General features: G+C 47.6%; 13 protein-coding genes. 1 reads left to right on the top strand and 12 read right to left on the bottom strand.

The window, feature by feature from the left end; all coding sequences use genetic code 11:
• Window positions 1-18 precede the first annotated feature (18 nt).
• The 7 genes from AC6RNO_RS27085 to AC6RNO_RS27055 all read right to left on the bottom strand — a co-directional run bounded on the left by AC6RNO_RS27085 (window position 19) and on the right by AC6RNO_RS27055 (window position 9020).
• Window positions 19-1758 carry an extracellular solute-binding protein gene (locus tag AC6RNO_RS27085; protein WP_497107377.1) on the bottom strand — a complete coding sequence of 580 codons (1740 nt, stop codon included), beginning with the start codon at window positions 1756-1758 and terminating at the stop codon, window positions 19-21.
• Window positions 1759-1989: 231 nt separating this feature from the next.
• Window positions 1990-3597: a response regulator gene (locus AC6RNO_RS27080; RefSeq protein ID WP_497107376.1), complete on the bottom strand. Its 1608-nt coding sequence runs from the start codon at window positions 3595-3597 to the stop codon at window positions 1990-1992.
• 5 nt (window positions 3598-3602) lie between these two features.
• Window positions 3603-5324 carry a histidine kinase gene (locus tag AC6RNO_RS27075; RefSeq protein WP_497107375.1) on the bottom strand — a complete coding sequence of 574 codons (1722 nt, stop codon included), beginning with the start codon at window positions 5322-5324 and terminating at the stop codon, window positions 3603-3605.
• 348 nt (window positions 5325-5672) lie between these two features.
• Complete coding sequence (locus tag AC6RNO_RS27070) at window positions 5673-6602, bottom strand: SMP-30/gluconolactonase/LRE family protein (RefSeq protein WP_497107374.1); 930 nt, start codon at window positions 6600-6602, stop codon at window positions 5673-5675.
• Between the two features lie 34 nt (window positions 6603-6636).
• Window positions 6637-7404: an SDR family NAD(P)-dependent oxidoreductase gene (locus AC6RNO_RS27065; RefSeq protein WP_474683524.1), complete on the bottom strand. Its 768-nt coding sequence runs from the start codon at window positions 7402-7404 to the stop codon at window positions 6637-6639.
• A 23-nt stretch (window positions 7405-7427) separates the two neighbouring features.
• The gene (locus AC6RNO_RS27060; protein ID WP_497107373.1) at window positions 7428-8285 is read right to left on the bottom strand and encodes a fumarylacetoacetate hydrolase family protein; all 858 of its coding nucleotides are present in this window, start codon (window positions 8283-8285) and stop codon (window positions 7428-7430) included.
• Between the two features lie 99 nt (window positions 8286-8384).
• Entirely contained in the window at window positions 8385-9020 is a 636-nt protein-coding gene (locus AC6RNO_RS27055; protein WP_488437033.1) for a GntR family transcriptional regulator, read from the bottom strand.
• Between the two features lie 74 nt (window positions 9021-9094).
• On the opposite strand from AC6RNO_RS27055, the gene AC6RNO_RS27050 reads away from it, so the two are divergent.
• On the top strand, window positions 9095-9724 hold the full coding sequence (locus AC6RNO_RS27050) for a GntR family transcriptional regulator (RefSeq protein WP_488437034.1): 630 nt from the start codon (window positions 9095-9097) through the stop codon (window positions 9722-9724).
• A 51-nt stretch (window positions 9725-9775) separates the two neighbouring features.
• Here AC6RNO_RS27050 and AC6RNO_RS27045 read toward each other — a convergent pair whose 3' ends face one another.
• The 5 genes from AC6RNO_RS27045 to AC6RNO_RS27025 form a co-directional block, all read right to left on the bottom strand.
• On the bottom strand, window positions 9776-10780 hold the full coding sequence (locus AC6RNO_RS27045; protein ID WP_497107372.1) for an alcohol dehydrogenase catalytic domain-containing protein: 1005 nt from the start codon (window positions 10778-10780) through the stop codon (window positions 9776-9778).
• Window positions 10781-10796: 16 nt separating this feature from the next.
• The gene (locus AC6RNO_RS27040; protein ID WP_497107371.1) at window positions 10797-11945 is read right to left on the bottom strand and encodes an enolase C-terminal domain-like protein; all 1149 of its coding nucleotides are present in this window, start codon (window positions 11943-11945) and stop codon (window positions 10797-10799) included.
• A gap of 236 nt (window positions 11946-12181) precedes the next feature.
• Window positions 12182-13717, bottom strand: coding sequence for a DUF5597 domain-containing protein (locus tag AC6RNO_RS27035; RefSeq protein WP_497107370.1), 1536 nt, complete (start codon window positions 13715-13717; stop codon window positions 12182-12184).
• Window positions 13718-13753: 36 nt separating this feature from the next.
• Window positions 13754-15562 (bottom strand): family 43 glycosylhydrolase, encoded by a 1809-nt coding sequence (locus AC6RNO_RS27030; protein WP_497107369.1) that lies wholly within the window; start codon window positions 15560-15562, stop codon window positions 13754-13756.
• Between the two features lie 145 nt (window positions 15563-15707).
• Window positions 15708-17222, bottom strand: coding sequence for an apiosidase-like domain-containing protein (locus AC6RNO_RS27025; RefSeq protein ID WP_497107368.1), 1515 nt, complete (start codon window positions 17220-17222; stop codon window positions 15708-15710).
• Window positions 17223-17355: the final 133 nt, after the last annotated feature.

The raw sequence follows: 17355 nt of genomic DNA, 5'->3' as shown, positions 1-17355 counted from the left end.
ATTCGGACTTTTTTGCCATTAATGGGCTTTCATTAATTCATTAACTTCCTTCGTCATATCATCGCCGCCAAGCTTCTTCCAGTTCGCTACGAATTTGTCGAAGCTGTCGAGTGATTCACCGAGAATAATTTGCGTAAATGTCTGGAGTTCAAGCTTTAGCAGCGTTGCATCGCGTTTAATCATCGTCTCCGTATTGATCTGACTGAATGCGTTCGGCATCAGCAATTTGTTGTTTACATAGTTATCGATAACGGCGAATGCGGAATCCTTTGTTCCGAAGATGCGATTGATTGCCCAGTCAAACGTCTCCATTTTTTCGCCGGCAAGATACTTTTTGATCGCTGGGTATGCGGTTATTTGTTCAGAATTCAATTCCGATTCGCTCTTCGTGCCGGCAACAATTTCTTTAAACAAACGATGCGTATTCAGGTTCTTCTCCGGCTCGGCGGCATAAATAGAATACTGCCAACGTTCAACACTGCCATCAGGGCTCTTTCTTAGATTGTTGGCTTCTTCCGGGGAGTAATTCTTACCGTAGGAAGCTTCAAAGAACAGGTTGACCATTTTGAGCAGCGCCTCCGGATGCTTGGCATTCTTGGTCACCGCAAGGTATTGCGGTGTGTTTAAATAAAGGGACGGCACTTGCGATTTCGCCGGCTGCCCGTCAACGGTCACGAGCGGGAAAGACTGTATATCTGCATTCGGATCGTTGTTCTTTAGATCCTGCAATTGAAGCGGCACCGGCATGTTGCCGAACCACAAGCCTATTTTGCCGGCAACGATCAGTTCCTTCTCCTTGCTCCAATCCTTCACGCCGAATTCGGGATCGATATACCCTTTTTTATACAACTCCTGCAGCTTACCTAGCGCCGTCTTCACTTCCGGCTGAATGCTCCCGAACTCGATGGTGCCGTTTTCCTTCTTCACCCAGTTGCCTGTTCCTTGCTGGCGCGGGTATGCGCCATAGCTATTGAAGAACCCTTCCAGCCCGTCGAAGAACCCGTACAGATCCTTATCCATGGCCATACCGTACGTATCCTTCTTCCCATTGCCATCCGGATCTCTATTCACGAAGGCGTCCATAATGTTGAACACGTCCTGCATCGACTTTGGCGGCTGGAGCCCGAGCTTATTCAGCCAGTCGACACGGACCCAAACCATCGGAGCATTGTTAAGCGTTGACGAAACTGCAGGAATCGCCAGCAGTTTGCCGTCGAAGGTAGCGGAACTCATCGCAGCAGTTCCCGACTGTGTCAACATGTCTTTGGCCATTGGACTTGCGTATTTCTTGTAGATCTCGGTTAAGTCCGCCAATTTGCCCGCTTCTGCTAATTGCCGCAGCTGCGAGGCGTTGAGCGGAACGATATCCGGCAGATCGCCCGAGGCGATCGAGACGTTCATCTTCTGCTCCCCTTGTCCTCCAGGCTCATTTCCGACAACGCTCCATTTATTCGTGAGCTTAATTCCGAGCTTGTTTTCATATTCCTTATACCAGACGTTGTTGTCGATCGTATCTCCCCCCGCAAACTTTACACCAGTACCGAGAATACGAACCGTCGATACTTCAATGGGTTTGGCATACTTCCCTAGATATAGATCCTCTGGATTCGCGGACTCCGATACGGGTGTTGCAGCAGCGTTGCCATTCCCCTCTTTGCTCGCGTTATTCACAGGATCATTGTTAGAACTGCATGCGCTTACTACTAAGCTAAAGACCAACAGACTGGATGCAGCCAATAATCTGACACGTTTTTTCATGCTTTGTTCCCCCCGGTTTTGTTTGTAAGAGATCTCAATCTCTTGAATTAAGTATAGTAAAAAGGCCCCTTCACCGTATATTGCACTCTGTTTGTATTCTTTACTTTCCTTCGCAAGTTTCGTTCGCGGACTTCATCTTCAGGAGGAAAGGAAAAAGGAAAGCCTCGATTTAGGCTTTCCTTGCAATGTTCTCGTAATACGGTACCGGGACAATAGTCTCTCACTCCCAGGCTAAAGTCTGCTTCTGAATTCCTGCGGCGTTACGCCAACATGCTTCTTGAAAAACCGAGTAAAGTAAGCCGCAGTATAAAACCCGACCGCGACGGCAACATCCTGCACCTTCGCTTGAGATGTTGCTAGTAAAGCCTTCGCCCGTTCCACTCGAATCTCTGTGATGTAGTCGGAAATGTTGCGTCCGGTATAAGTCTTATACAGACTGGAAAGGTAAGACGGATTAAGATAGACGACGTCCGCGAGGAAGGCTAGCGAAAGATCCTTGTCCAGATGCTCGACGATATAGCGGTTAAGCTTGTTAATAATGCGTTCAGTGCGCTCGTCCTGCTCTTGTTTCCCATGCCGAATAAGATTGCAGCCAATGTCGCTCAGGAACTGTACCGCCTGCTCCTTTGTCTTGTGTGCAGTTACGTCAAACAACCTGCGTATTGTCATCTCGGCATCCGCATCGTCACTATTATCGTTACGGTTCATTTTGTTCCATTGATTGAGCAAAATAACGGCAACGGCATAATACGTCTGCGCATAAACGGTGAATTTATTGGGCAAGCTCCGGAACAGCACGTTTAGCAGCTCCAAGAACAACGGCATCTGCCCCATCTCGACGGCGCTCTCGATTCTGGATATGTTCAGTGCAGGTGCCTCTGAGAATTGAGCCGCATTTTCCTCGCGGTATAGGAGAATCATTTCTTCCCCGTTGCCCAGCCCCAGGATCAGACTTTGCTTCAAAAGATGATAGTTCCTCGCGATATCTTCCCAATCCGCTTGGCTTCCGTAACTAATAAACGACACCGGTATTTGCAGCAGCGCCCTGCACGTTTGCTGTATACTTTCCAGCGTTCCCTGAATGTAAGCCGGCAATTCGTCCCACTCCCTTTCACCGGAAGCCTTCGGCTGGATTAGCCATACGAAGTAAGCGCCGCCGAGCATGACGGGGAGCATGACGACCCGGTCCATGAACTCCTCGGCAATATTTTGGACTGCATATAAGAGCAGCGATTGATCGGACAGGCTATAACATTCATCCCAATGGTCGACGCGGCCGCAGACCATTATAATCGCCTCTTCGGGACGGAGCAGCGTGTCGAGCTCCCGAAGGCGGGCGGGGAGATTGTCGGTTACGGGTCTGCCCTGCTCCACGAGAGCCGTAAACCACTCGCGGCGCAGCATCGGAAGAAGCTCCTTCAATTGGCCTTTGGCCCGGATCAGCAGGTCCTCGTTGCGGAGGTCTTCCTGAATCGCGTCCGAAGCGCGCTGTAAGCTTTTGACGATCGCTTCGTCGCCTTCGGTTTTCAGAATATAGTCCACGCCGCCTCCGCGCTGCGCTTGCTGCGCAAATTGGATATCGTTAACTCCCGTCAGGAAGATCACTTTGCAGCGCGGCCAACGGGTCTGTATCCATTGCTGCAGCTGCAAACCGTCCATTTCCGGCATGCGGATATCGCTTAAGACGATATCCATCTTCGTGCGGGATAGCCACCCCATGGCTTCCTCCGCAGAGTACGCCCGGTAAATATCCAGGTCCATGTCCGGCTCATCTTGCAACATCTCGTAAAGCCCGTCCACGGTAAACGGTTCGTCGTCGACGATCATTAATCTATACATAGGTTTTAACCTCCTTGCAAAGGAATCGTGATGATGATTTGAAGTCCGCCGAGGGCACCTTTGCTTAAATGCAGGCCAGCCGAGCCGCCATATTTAATCTGTAGCCGTCTGTGTACATTGATCATGCCCGTCGTAACCGTAACGTCCTGCTGTCCGTTCAGTAGTGCCTGTAGAATGGCAACTTTCTCTTCGTCAATCCCCCCGCTGTCTTCCACGCGGATGCGCAACTCGGATTCCGTCATGCGGAAATCGACTTCGAGTATGCCGCCCTTTGCTCTTTTCTCCAACGAATGCACAAACGCGTTCTCGATAATCGGCTGCAGAATGAGCCGAGGTACGAGGAGTTGCTCTGCCTCCTTCGGTATATCAGTGAAATGAACCGTGATGCGGTTGGAGAACCGAATCGACTGAATCTCCGTATAAGATTTTGAGTGAGCCGCTTCGCTGGCTAGTGTGACTTCCTCGCCATTGTCCCGGGTGATAAACTGGAAATACTCACCGAGATGCTTCGTCAATCCCATAATCCTTTCGTTGCCGTCCTGCTTCGCCATGCGGTACAGAATAAAAAACGCGTTGTATAAAAAATGTGGGTTAATCTGAGACTGAAGATGCTTTAGCTCGGCTAGGCGAATCCGATATTGCTGTTCGTATACTTCCTGGATCAATCGTTTGACCTCCCGTACCATTGCATTCAGCTGCTTGTATAAATAACCGAACTCGTCTTTGAAGGGATATTCGATTGACACATCGAATCGGCCTTGCTCAATCTTTCGGAATGAACGGACAAGCACCATCAGTGGCCGATGTATGATACGGTACATGCTGAACGAGAAGGCGATAATAACCAACACGGAGACGCCATAGAGGATAAATCCCCAGTTGCGATACCGTTCGAGCGGTCTCTCGACCTTATCGGACGGTACCATCATCAGCAGTTTCGTGTTTAGAATTTCCGACTTTTTGACGGCTAACAGATAATCCCGGTTGTCGATCGAGACTCTTCGGTTGCCTTCCTCCGCCGTGTATAACAAGGTTCTCGTCTTGTCGTCCAATGCCGGGGCGCTTGCGCTTAATGACGACCATACCATCTGGTCGCTCGACAGAACGGCAACACTGTCTTCCAAGGCAAACTGCTTGAGCTGTGCGGTTATTTCCGAGCTTGATATCTCCACGGCAATTAAAAACAACGGCGAATCGTTGAGGTACCCATACGGCATCGTAATAAAGACACGGTTATCCCAAATAAGAAAAGGCGAATCAAGCGGATTCACCGGGACGGATAGCGCCCGGAACATTTCGTCATTGAAATCGACAATCGAATTAGAATCGGATGCTACAATCCTGTTCATCTTGGGAATGAAGACCAATGCATTCTCGATAAAAGCACTTGATTGGCCCAACAAGTCCATCTGCTGCTTTAGCCGAAGCACCGAACGGTTCCGTTCAATGACCGTCATAATCTCCGAGGTTGTGCTGAGTTTCAATAGGTCCTCATCATTAACGTACTCCCGCAGAAGCCGCATTGTCCGGTCAAAGTCTCCGTCCAGGATGTCCATGTACAACTCTACGCGCGAAGACAGCGAACCTGCGATCTCTTGTCGAACTATGTCCGCACCGGCCTCGTTCATCTGAAGCCCTAAGTAGAAAAGCGGCGTCAGCACCATCAGAAAGGTCAGCGCAATCTTCGGCAGTATCGGGAGTGAGCCTAGTTTCTTGATCATCTGCATCTTTAACCTTCCCCTGAATAAAAAGTTGGTGTCGCATCGGTAGCATCTTCTATTATCATAGCGATATAATGAGGAAAAGAGAAAGCCGCAAATCGGCTTTCCCTTGATTCTTTTCTAATCAAGCTCGATCGATGCTCGTTTTCTGGCTGCCATTCCGGCTACTATTGTATAGCGTTTAATGGACGACGACTCGAACTCGACCGAGATTTTGATTTTGCGCGAAAGCCGTCTCTTCGTGTCTCCTTCACGCTGGGACGTCACTCGAAAATTGTTGCTGTTTGACCATAGCGCGTAAGAGATCTCTCGTGATTAAGTATACAAGAGAGGGGATGAGAGGCATATTAGACTTTATTTGGATTCTGAACTTTCGTTTGTGAGTTCTGTGCACAACGAGTTGATTTTTTCCCCAAAAGGATAAGTTTGAATTCCTGTAACTGTGGTCTCCACAGCAAATAGAGCTCCTGCATGAGGTTGGTTAAGCAGCTCCTCTTCCCTTAGACCGCAAGACGCCGTTGTAATGAACAATGTCCTCAGCTCGGGACCGCCAAACATGCAGGAAGTGACAAGAGCCGCCGGTACTGAAATCCTCTCCAGGCACTGCCTTGTTGCCGGATTCCATCTGGAGACTTGCCAGCCATTCCAATGGGCAATCCACAGCATCCCCTCGGAGTCTATCGTCATTCCATCAGGCCAGCCCTCTTCCGGCCTAAAATCGATTACACAGCGAGAATTTGAAATCTCTCCGCTGGGATCGTCGTAATCAAAGGCCGTTACTTCTTCCGATGCACTGTCTATATAATACATAGTCAAACGGTCCGGGCTCCAAGCCAAACCGTTCGATATGGTTATGTTGTTCAGCATTGTGCAGCACTTATGATCCGGGTCCAGGCGATATAAACTTCCTCTATGCGGAGCATCGTCAAGATCTTTGGTCCCGGCCCAAAAGCGTCCATGTGGATCGCACTTGCCATCGTTAAAACGGTTATTGGGCAGGTCACTTTCCGGGTCATATACAGGGATCAGTTTGCCATCATTCAGCGATAGAGTGTGGTATCCTGTTTCTGATACAACCATAAGTCCCCCACCCATTTTAGGAACGACCGCACTGATCATCTGGTCGAATTCTACCACATTAACCCGTTCGGAGCTTAGTTCTAAGCTATAAAGGCGACGATTTAGGATATCTACCCAATACAATGTTCCTGTTTCAGCATCCCAACTTGGGCCTTCTCCCAGCGGCGCCCTCACAGCCGCCGCAACTCTTAGTGAATTAATCACAATGAACTTTATCCCTCCTTAGCCAAACAAACTCTTAAAGGTCTGCGGTCATACCACCATCCGCAACTAGCGTAGCTCCCGTCATAAAGGAGTTTTCGGAGCTGGCCGCGAACATAATCACAGCAGCTATTTCCTCGGGTTGTCCTACACGACCGACCGGTTGCGCTTCATTCCATTGCTTCATGATTTCTTCCCGAGGCGCATTCAGCTTTTTCACACTGCTTTCAAGCATTGGAGTTTGTACAGCCCCCGGCAGCACACTATTAACCCGAATGTTCTGACGGGCAAAATCAAGAGCAATCGCCCTCGTCATCGCTACAATGCCCCCTTTGGAAGCCGAATAGGCAGAATACCCCTCTAGCGTAGCCAATGCATGAACGGAGCTTACATTCACAATTGAACCGCCGCCATTCTGAAGCATGAACGGAATGACTTCCCTGCAGAATAAGAATACCGAGGTAAGGTTATTCGTAATCACTTGATTCCACTGTTCCAGGCTCATATTGGTTAGACAAATTTGCGGGCAAGTTGCTGCGTTATTGACTAAAACGTCGATTTTACCGAACTTTTCCAGCGTAGTACGAACAACCCTTTTCACATCAGCCTCTGAGGAAACATCTGCCTGCAAAGCGATCGCTTCTCCCCCAGCGTCGATAATTTCCTGCACTACAGCTTCCGCTTTGCTGGCGGTTCGGTTCACGACGGCGACCTGTCCACCCTGGGCAGCGAACTTGTGTGCCGCGGCTCGCCCTATGCCGCCTCCGCCGCCTGTCACGATTATGACCTTCCCCTGCCAATTCATGTGAACATCCCTCTCTTCCTAACTTATTGCTCAGATATGAAAACACTTCGAAGTGTGCCGATTCCTTCAACGGTAGCTTCTACTATGTCGCCCGGCTTAAGCCATACCTGCGGTTTTTTTGCCATTCCTACTCCCGGCGGAGTCCCGGTGCTGATAATGTCCCCAGGCCGAAGGGTTATCGTGTTCGAAAGAAATGATATCAAATAAGGAATATCAAAAATCAATTCCTTCGTATTCGAATTTTGCATAACCTCGTCATTTAAAGTTAGATATATGTTTAATTTTCCGGCATTCGGGATTTCATTCTTCGTTACAATCCAAGGCCCCATGGGTGCAAAGCCGTCAATCGCTTTCCCGCGTGTCCATTGAGGTTCGTTCAATTGAATATCGCGGGCGCTAACGTCGTTTAGAACGGTATATCCAAAGACGTAATCCATGGCGGAATCCTTTGAGACTTTCTTTGCCGTTTTTCCGATTACGACAGCCAATTCCACTTCATAATCACACTGAAGCACCTCTTGGGGAATGACCACCTTCTCGTTGTGTCCGACTAGACAGTTATTATATTTCGGAAATAGAACCGGCACCTTCGGAACTTGCATGTTGGATTCAATGACATGGTCATGGTAATTCAACCCGATACATATGATTTTCTCGGGGTCTGTCAAAGGAGACAACAGCTTAACCTCATGCAAGTCATAAACCGGAGACCCTTCCGTAATATTTGCAACATCCGATTCGCCCATCTCGTTAAATTGAGCTATGAAATCCTTCGCGGTACCCCGAATGTTTAATTCTTTAATCGTATCGGTTCCTTCCAAGATTCCAACTTTAAGCTGCTGATTTTCATCATTCAAGCTATAATATTGCACTATTTTCATGATCGATTCCTCCACCTGAAGCTTAAAATACTTATTTCATCTATGGATTAAAGGTAGCACGAGACCGTTTACATCTACAAGATGTCTAACTTGTATACATCAAAGCATAATCTTTTTTACATACTGAATATGATTGTAAACCAATTGTTCCGTAGCAGCCGGGTCATTCTCTTCAAGCGCTTTGCGAATTTGCTTATGTTCACTCAAACTTCCCCATAAACGGCTATGATTTTTGTAAAATGTGGCCCTCACCGCCATCAAAAACTTATCCTGCAGCCTGGACATCGCTTCCGTGTATTCTTCATTATCCAACCCCTTGATCATCATCTCATGAAAATAGCGATCTAACTGCACGAAAGCTACGATATCCTCTTGCTGGACGCATTGCTCCTGAAGAGCTAGATTTTCATCCAAACTACGAAAAAAATCCGCATCCATCTTGCCTGTCAGTTCTTTGGCCGCGAAAGTTTCCAGGGATAGCCGCAACTGATAAATATCCATTATTTTTTTTAATGACATCTCCTGAACGATCACACCCTGGTTCGGCGTTAACTTCACTAGTCCAAGCATCTCGAGTCTGTCCATAGCCGATCGGATCGGCGTTTTGCTCATACTCAGAAGTTCGCTCAGCCGCTTCTCCGAAAGAAACGTCCCCCCTTCCCACTCACCGCTGACGATTTTCTGCTTGATCGTTTCAAAGGCAATTTCCCTTAAAGTGGTTCCTGTTGCGATCATACCGAATTCTTCCTTTCCAGATTTAATTGATTTATTATGATTATAAACATTTCTAATCGGAAAGGAAGCTGCTCATGAGTACATCGTCCTTACGTCATCAAGCCTATCTAACGATACATCAATGGATTGTTTCCGGAAAATTACCCAGGGGAAGAGCGACTTCCGAGGTAGAGTTAAGCGGCATGCTGGATATGAGCCGAACTCCGGTCAGAGCCGCTCTTCAACAGCTGGAGCAAGAAGGCTATCTGCGAATAGCGCCCAAACATGGAGTCATTATTCTGGATTCATCCGCCCAAAGGATAAGCGACCTTCTGGAAATCACAATTTCCTTCCTATTGTTCTCCGTACATTATGCATGGGATGTAAAACAATCTGAACTGGCGGATTATTCCGCGAAGAAACTTCTTTCCTTCAGGAATTTGCTGAAAGAGGCCGCTAGTCACCCTGGCGCTCTGATCGAATTTGAATATGACCTGTTGCTCGGTTTAATCGATATTTCCCGCAACGAAGAAATGTCCAGACTGTTTCGAAACACCGCATCCAGATTATTTTGGACTTCCAATACGAAAAGATGGAAAGCGCCCAACTACGGTGAAACAACTAAAATATTGGATCAACTGATCGAAACGATTCCAAGTGATTTAGCGGTATTCCGCGATGCTTTATTTCATTATCTTCAAGTATTAAAACGAACGTGGGTGTAGGCTTGTCGGCCTAAAGTAAAGGGGCGCATAGCGCCCCTTACCTCGTGACTGTTACCAGCTCAAAATGATTTTTGCGACCTTGCCCGGACCGGAGATCAGCTTCTCGAAGCTCTCGCTGCCCTGACTCATGGAGGCGAATTCAACCCAGGGGAGCATATTGACTTTCCCTTCCTCTATCCAACGCAATGCCGTATCAAAGTCTTTAGACGAGTATGCGAATGCCCCCATGGTTATCGTTTCGTTGCGTATCATATCATTTACTTGCAGCTTGCTTTCCACTTCATGCAAGCCTGTGAACACTACTTTACCGCCAGGCCGCACCGCCTGTATGCTGCCTCTGCGTGTCGCCTCCACGCCAACTGCGTCTATCGCAGCGTCAAAGTCCCCGCTCCATGACGGCTCCAGCTGTTCCAGGCCGGTTGCGGCGATTCCGCCGAGCTCTCTTACAATCTCGAGTCTGGCCTCGTTGCGGTCAAGCACAACAATATTCCGAAGACCATGCACTTGAGCAGCCTGAAGTGCGAATAGTCCGATCGGGCCGGCACCGTAAATAAGCAATTGGTCTTGCGCATTTAACTCCAACAGACGGCATACATGAATCGCGCAGGCAAATGGTTCGGCAAATGCACCTTCCCCGAAAGACACGTGATCATCGAGTTGATACACATTCCTTGCCGGGACTGCAACGATTTCGGCAAATGCCCCCGGCCTGTGGGCCCCAAGCAATTTTCGTTCGCCGCATAATTGAGATTGACCATTACGGCAGAAGCGGCAATGCCCGCATGTCACAAGCGGGTTGGCTGTAACGCGAGCTCCGACTTGCAACCCGTGCGATTCGTTTACTTCCGATCCCAACTTTTCAATAACGCCTGAAAACTCATGGCCCATGATCAGGGGCGGCTTGCGCAAAGAATTATGTCCCAGGTAGCCGCTGAGTTCGGAGCCGCAAATGCCCACCTGCTTCACCCGAATCAATACCTCATCGGAAGCGCAAACGGGGACGGCAACCTCACGAATGTTCAGGGACCGCGGCCCCTCATAAACGAGTGCTTTCATGCCCATTTCCTCCCCTTTACTGAACTCGTTCCCGTTTTTCCCAACCTTGCCTGAATAACGGCAGCCAGTGCCCTGGGTCATACGGATGCTTCGCAATTTCGTCCAAATTAAGCTCGAAACCAAGACCCGGCCTATCTGGCGGCTGGAGGTAGCCGTTCTCTACTTTGAACGATGGAGACAATACTTCCTGAGCCCATGAAGCATTAAATTCATCAAAAATTTCATGAAGGAAAAAATTCGGACTGGCCATATTCAAATGAGCGCAAACAATGGAGCAAATAGGGCCTTGCGCACTATGCGGAGCGGTTACGCCATTATGGGCGTGCACCATGCCGCAAATCTGTTTGGAAGCGCTCAATCCCAGGAATTGCGGCTCCAGCTGAACAATATGAACGGCATCATGCTTAAGAAGCTCCGCGAATTGCTCACGATTGTAGTAGTCTTCCCCGCATGCGATCGGTACCGGGCTTCGCTTGGCTACCTCAATCACAGACGATTGACGATACGGCGGAACCGGCGCTTCAAACCATGTCGGATAATACGGCGCCATCGCCTCTGCAAATTGGAGAGCTGTATGTACGCTAAAACGGTTATGCCCCTCAATCAAAATATCCACATCCTGACCGACGGCCTCGCGGACAACCGATATTTTACGGATGGCGCCAGCGAAATCAGCTCGCTCTACTGTTCGCCAAGCAGCCCCGAACGGGTCGAACTTCAAGGCCGTATAGCCCTTCGAAACTACTTCTCTAGCTTGGTTATACAAGCTTTCCTCGTCGGTACCGCCTCGATACCAACCGTTTGCATAACAGCGAAGTTTATCCTGGCACTTGCCCCCAAGCAGCTTATACACCGGTTGCCCTGTCGCCTTGCCCATAATATCCCAACACGCCGTTTCGATTGCCGCGAGTGCGGAGCCTTGAATTTGACCGCCGTCCGAGTAGACGTCGCGAATCATTTTTAAGGAGATCGCCTCCACATCAAACGGACTCATGCCGATTACCAGATGCTTAAGTTCATGAATCGCCGCCTCGACCGTTTTGGCAAAAGCATTTAAAGTTCCCTCGCCGATACCGGTAATTCCTTGATCCGTTTTCACTTCGACAAAAAGCCAGTTCTTCCAGGAGTTCCCCACGATATAAGTGCGGATATCCGTGATTTTCATGTTCAACACCTCCCTCGATCTATAGGATAAAAGTAGCACGCAATCGTTGGTATCCACAAGATGTCTAACTTGTATACATCAAGTTTCGAATTACGGGCCGATCTTCCCTGCTATCTCTAATAGTTTTAAAGAGTTAGCGGGGAAGGCGGGCACCTTGCCTTTAAGGAAAATATTCGATGCCCCGATCTCATACGAGCTATCACTCCATAAAGGCGCACATCCTGAAATGTTTTTTCTTATTCATACTGATAAAGTTCCACTCGAAGAATTTCGGGATCCTTGCCAAGCCTGACGTGATACACACCTTCATCCCCGTTCAGCACCCTACCTCTCCGCCAATTATCATTTTCAAACTCACCTTCTTCAATTCGGATAATGCCTGCTTGCTTGCGTTCATTACGCTTAGGCAAGAAGTTTACGGTATAACCATAGCCTGCCAGAAAAAATTCATTCTCACCGGTCTCAATGACAATACCTCCCGCAACAGGCCTGCCCTCTTCCGGCGTACCAAATGTGATTTTAATGTCATACTTGGTAAAGGATAATAAGCATCCCTTTTCTCGATTCTGCACGAACCCGGTCATGGCTCCAGTGCCGTTGTAGCGCTGAATCAATCCTAACATGTTGCCGAGCAGCTTATAGCTCTTTGCGAGATAGGGTCCAGTTCCATTTAATATAAAACCGGATTGCTCAATATTTAGCGCCGACAAAAGGGAGGCATCCACCGCGTCCACATTTTCTGAAAGGAAATCTTCAATTCCAAATGGAGAGAACCCTATAGCATCATGCTTGCCGAGTGCATAAAACACATTAGCGGCCGAAACCAGATCTCTTCTCGCCTCCGGAATGAATAGCGGGTTCCCATTGGTTGTGTATTCCTGGCAAATTTCCTTAAAGTTAGGCAAATAAATATCAGGGGCATAAATAGAAATCGTCGGTGCACCTACTTTCCAGACCCGCATCATTTTCGCTATGGGCCCTCCGCTGGGATACGTGCCCGGTATTCCCGGAAACTGTTCCAGCCAAGCGTTGACCATCATGGGCAGTGGATAGACCTGTTGACCTGCATTGGAAATCCGCTCCACCGCGCAGGCATAGTGATAAGCCATAAAGGTCTCATCAGCATCCTCGCCGAATGCTTCTTTCCAAGTTCCTTCAACTCCGAACGCATTTGACAAACATTCCGGAACTTGACCACTGAATAAGAAGTCAGCCTCTTCGGAGAAGTCTCGCGTAGCGCCCAAAAATCCAATTTCATTCTCGACTTGCATCATAATGACCGTATGTTCTTCGCCATCCACTTCCCTCAAATGAGACATAAGACGTTGAAATGCTCGGGCATCCGCCTCGACGGCCGCTTGGCAAAGCGGGGAAATAGTCTCCGACGCGATTTTACCTGGGTATCTTGCACGAAAATAGGTGCGATGATCTCTCTTCACCCAAGAAGGTGCGTAACTCGAAAGTCCATTCTTCCAAAGCCCGAACCAAAGAAACACAATGCGTACTTGTTCCTCTCTTGCACGGGTAATAATGCCGTTAACGAGTTCAAAGTCGAACTTCCCTTCCGCTGGCTCAAGCAACTCCCAATAAACCGGTACAATGACAGTGTTAAGATGCAGTCCCCTAAGGTAAGGCCATACTTTCTCGTCCATGTAACGAAGACTAGAAGCACTGGAATTATGAATTTCTCCGCCCAGAGCTATAAATGGGTGTCCGTCCACGTAGAGCCTGGTAACTCCGGCTTCATTTCTTAAGTGCGGTAAAGGTTTCATTTAGCTATCTCCTCCCGATATATGGCTGCGGGATCATTACCAGATGACTTGAAATACGTCACCTTCGGTGATTCCCTTCTCATTAAAGGTATCGACTCTTACATATACCGGTTCCCCTTTGATTAATGCGCCAATTGTGACCTTATTACTCCCCAATACCATATAACTATGATACAGTTTATCCGGTGCGAAGCCCCACAGAACATTGTATCCAACAACTTCTGCTTGATTCCAATTCACATAAAGATCGAGTTCGCTTACCATTTCGGTTTTGATTCCGGTTACTTTTTCCGGAAGTTCCCCTTTGCCAATTCCAAATACTCGCAAACCGGAAATACACGCTGCTTGATTGTAAGGAAGCTCCTTAACCGTACATCTAATATATTGAACTTTCATTCCATTTTCTCTTACGATAAAATCATGCGGTAAATCCGTAGCTGCATTGGTTTTATCTTCTATGACAAAATACTCTTTTCCATCCACTGACCCTTCCAAAAGCCACCTGGTATGATGCTTACGTTGATCAATGTGTCTCCCCTCTTGGAAATCTGCTCCCTCAGGAATAGGAATATTCAACGCATCATCTGCAAAATTGACTTGAATCGCGTAGACGTCGCAGGAGTGTAAGAGATCGATTTGAAGCCATTCACCGGGACTATTGGACGCTGCTTTCCACCAGGTACGAACGTTTTCATCTATAGCTTTCGACGCATCTTTACCCGCTTCAAAAGTTGATGCAGCTGCCGGTTTGCCATACGAGAGAAGCATCCATTCAGGGTTACTCCATGGGTTCATCACAGCCTGTTCGACCTTTATCGGCCAGTCTCCATATCGTTGGTTACAGAACAGTTCTCCATCCTGATCGAAACCGGCTGGCCAGAACCCCAACCGTCTTTCAAAATTGTGGTTGACACTGATTCTCATAGTGGAGGCGTGCCAATAGTTTCCATGATGATCCTCCATTGTCGATCCATGTCCGGCACCCGGAATAAATCCTCCCGGCTTATAGGAGTATGGATTGTTTTTGGCGAGTGTAAATGGACCCAGCGGATTGTCCGACACATAAACGGCATCTGAGTACGTGTTAAACTCTGTAGCCGGACTGGCATATTGTAAATAGTATTTGCCGTTATGTTTATCCATCCATGCGCCCTCGATGTACGGATCATTCTCAAACACTGTTCTCAGATGATTCAACTGTTCATCCGTAATATTGGGGATATTTCTCGCATTCAGTTGAACCAATTCCTCAATCTGTTCCGGGGTTCGGGGCGTAATATGGTTTTCGCCATTTCTTTCATACCCTTTAACGGATGGGTTACTGAAGATCAGCGCGACCGGCTCCGTTGTCGGCTTCATCCCCTCAGGGTTTAACTCTACTCCATAGATGGGTTTATCATTGGAACATCCCCAGTAAAGGTACACTCTGCCATCGTCATCCAAGAACAAATTCGGATCCCAGAAGGGGAAGGTCCCTTCAATCTCCTCGAAAGATCCGTTGATCGGATCTTTCGTTCGGTAAAATGAGCAGTTACGAGAAGAATTCGATGCGGAAAAGTACATGTATTCTCCAATGACTCGAACATCCGGGGCGTAATCGTAGATCGGCAGATCCGTTAGAGGATGGAATTCCCAATCGGCTAGATTGTCACTCCAAAGAAATCCAGCCGTCATGGACGGGAAAAGATAATATTTCTGATTAAAATAAATCATGGATGGATCGGCGGCTTCCCTGTTGATTTTCATAATTCCGTGCTGTTCAATAAATTGATATTTGTATGGCATGTTAATTGGATTACAGATAAATGTCATTTCCTCAACCCCTAACTTTATATCTTGGAACACTACAAACCACCAACTGTACAATCAGCCCTCGGCAGCTATAATTCGAACGCCCCACGGCTCGATATTGAGCGCCTCTCCTTGTTCCACACGTTCACCGGACAGCAGTTCAATCCCGCCTAGGTACGGATAGAAAAAAGTCTGCGTATTATCTATTATTCTTTGACTTTAAGTGATAAACAGTCCACCTCTTGATAGGCAGGGTACCGGTATTAGTAACGGTTAGCCGCTCAATTTCCGTGCAATTCCAAACATCATATGCAATTACCTCATACTCATACTCAGTGCCGTCGAACGGTCCGCACCAAAGTCCTTTTCCAGGGAGATCGTAACGGCAGAAAATCAGGTATTCGTCCATATCCCGGTGTAAGGTAAAATAGTGATGCCCATCCGTGTTTAGCGCATCCCTTTCCATACTTTGGAAACCGCATGTTTCTATGATCTGCTTCATGAACTTGAGTCGAGGTGCGCTTTGGCCTATCAACGTGCCACCATACGACCAAAATAGATCTTTCCCGTTACCGTTAGACTTGATAACCTCACCGTGTGTTGCATATCCCCCGGCCATTGCCGAAAGCCAATGCCGCAAGACAGTTGTTTCGGCGTCACTACTGCCCCATTCTACTTTCATGTTTCCTTCGTACTGATATTCATCATTCACGATTGGTTTCATGTATTTGTTTTTTAACTCAAGAACGAGTGTATAAGTATCCGGATGTTGATAGCTGACGTGAGTCATCCAGTCACGGTTAGGATAAATAAAACCAAACGGAATATTATGAATTGATATTGGATGACTGTAGGGGTCATTCGCCTTGATTGTCGCACCGAACAAATCCCAATCTTTACGATCCATCCGTACATAAGTTTTACCTTCCGGCGTATTATCAACGTCAAACTCATTGGCCAAAGACCACCATACGTTCCTGTACGCAGACAAGCGCGCGATAATATAGTTAATATAGGTTAGATGATCATCCTGTTTCATTCCAAGATCAATTCCCCAACAATCGTAAGGATGGAACAGTATCACGTCAGCTTCAATCCCAAGTTTTAATAGATCCATGACTCGATCTTCTAAATTTTGAAAATACTCAGGACAAAACCGCTGAAAGTCAAAAGAATTTGGTTCGCCTTCAAACGGGAATACGGGCGGCTCGTAGGAGATATCGATCTCGCTCACCTCGCCACCAATTCGCATGAATTTCGGAAATACGAGCATACGTATTTTATTAAAACCATACTTGGAGGAAGATTCCAGCGTCTTCCGTCGAACTTCTTCCGGACGGTAAGTCCAGGCGTATGCAGTAGTACCCATAACAAAAAAGGGAGTACCGTCTGCGTAGGAAAAATGTGTACCTATTACTCGGATAGGTCCATGATTTCCCTGAGAAGGGGCTGCTACATGAAACATACCTTCGAGTCCTTCAAAATCTGCATAATCTGATAACACCCTGAATCGATATTCCCCCTGCGATTCCGGCATATACCGAATTTTCCAAGTATCGCCTCCATCATGAAAGCCCCTAATTCGCTTCCATCCCTTCCCACTCCAAAACTTCCCATAAAGGTTCACATCCCTGAATGGATTAATGAAGGTATGAGAAGCCTGCAATTCAACTTCAAATATGTCCCACTGCTCAACGTTGTGTGTAAATTTCATCTCGTTTCGCGCCTCAATTCAATTGTAAATGCCAATCTCAAATTGATGTTCTTTAATTCCGTCCCTGCTTCCGGGCCTTTTGCGTAATCGACATGACAGTCACAGAAACTAAAAACACTCGAGGTGCAGCCGT

The sequence above is a fragment of the Paenibacillus sp. sgz302190 genome (assembly GCF_059820445.1).
Note: the sequence above shows the minus strand (reverse complement) of the source record. Positions and strands in the feature narration are given on the sequence as shown.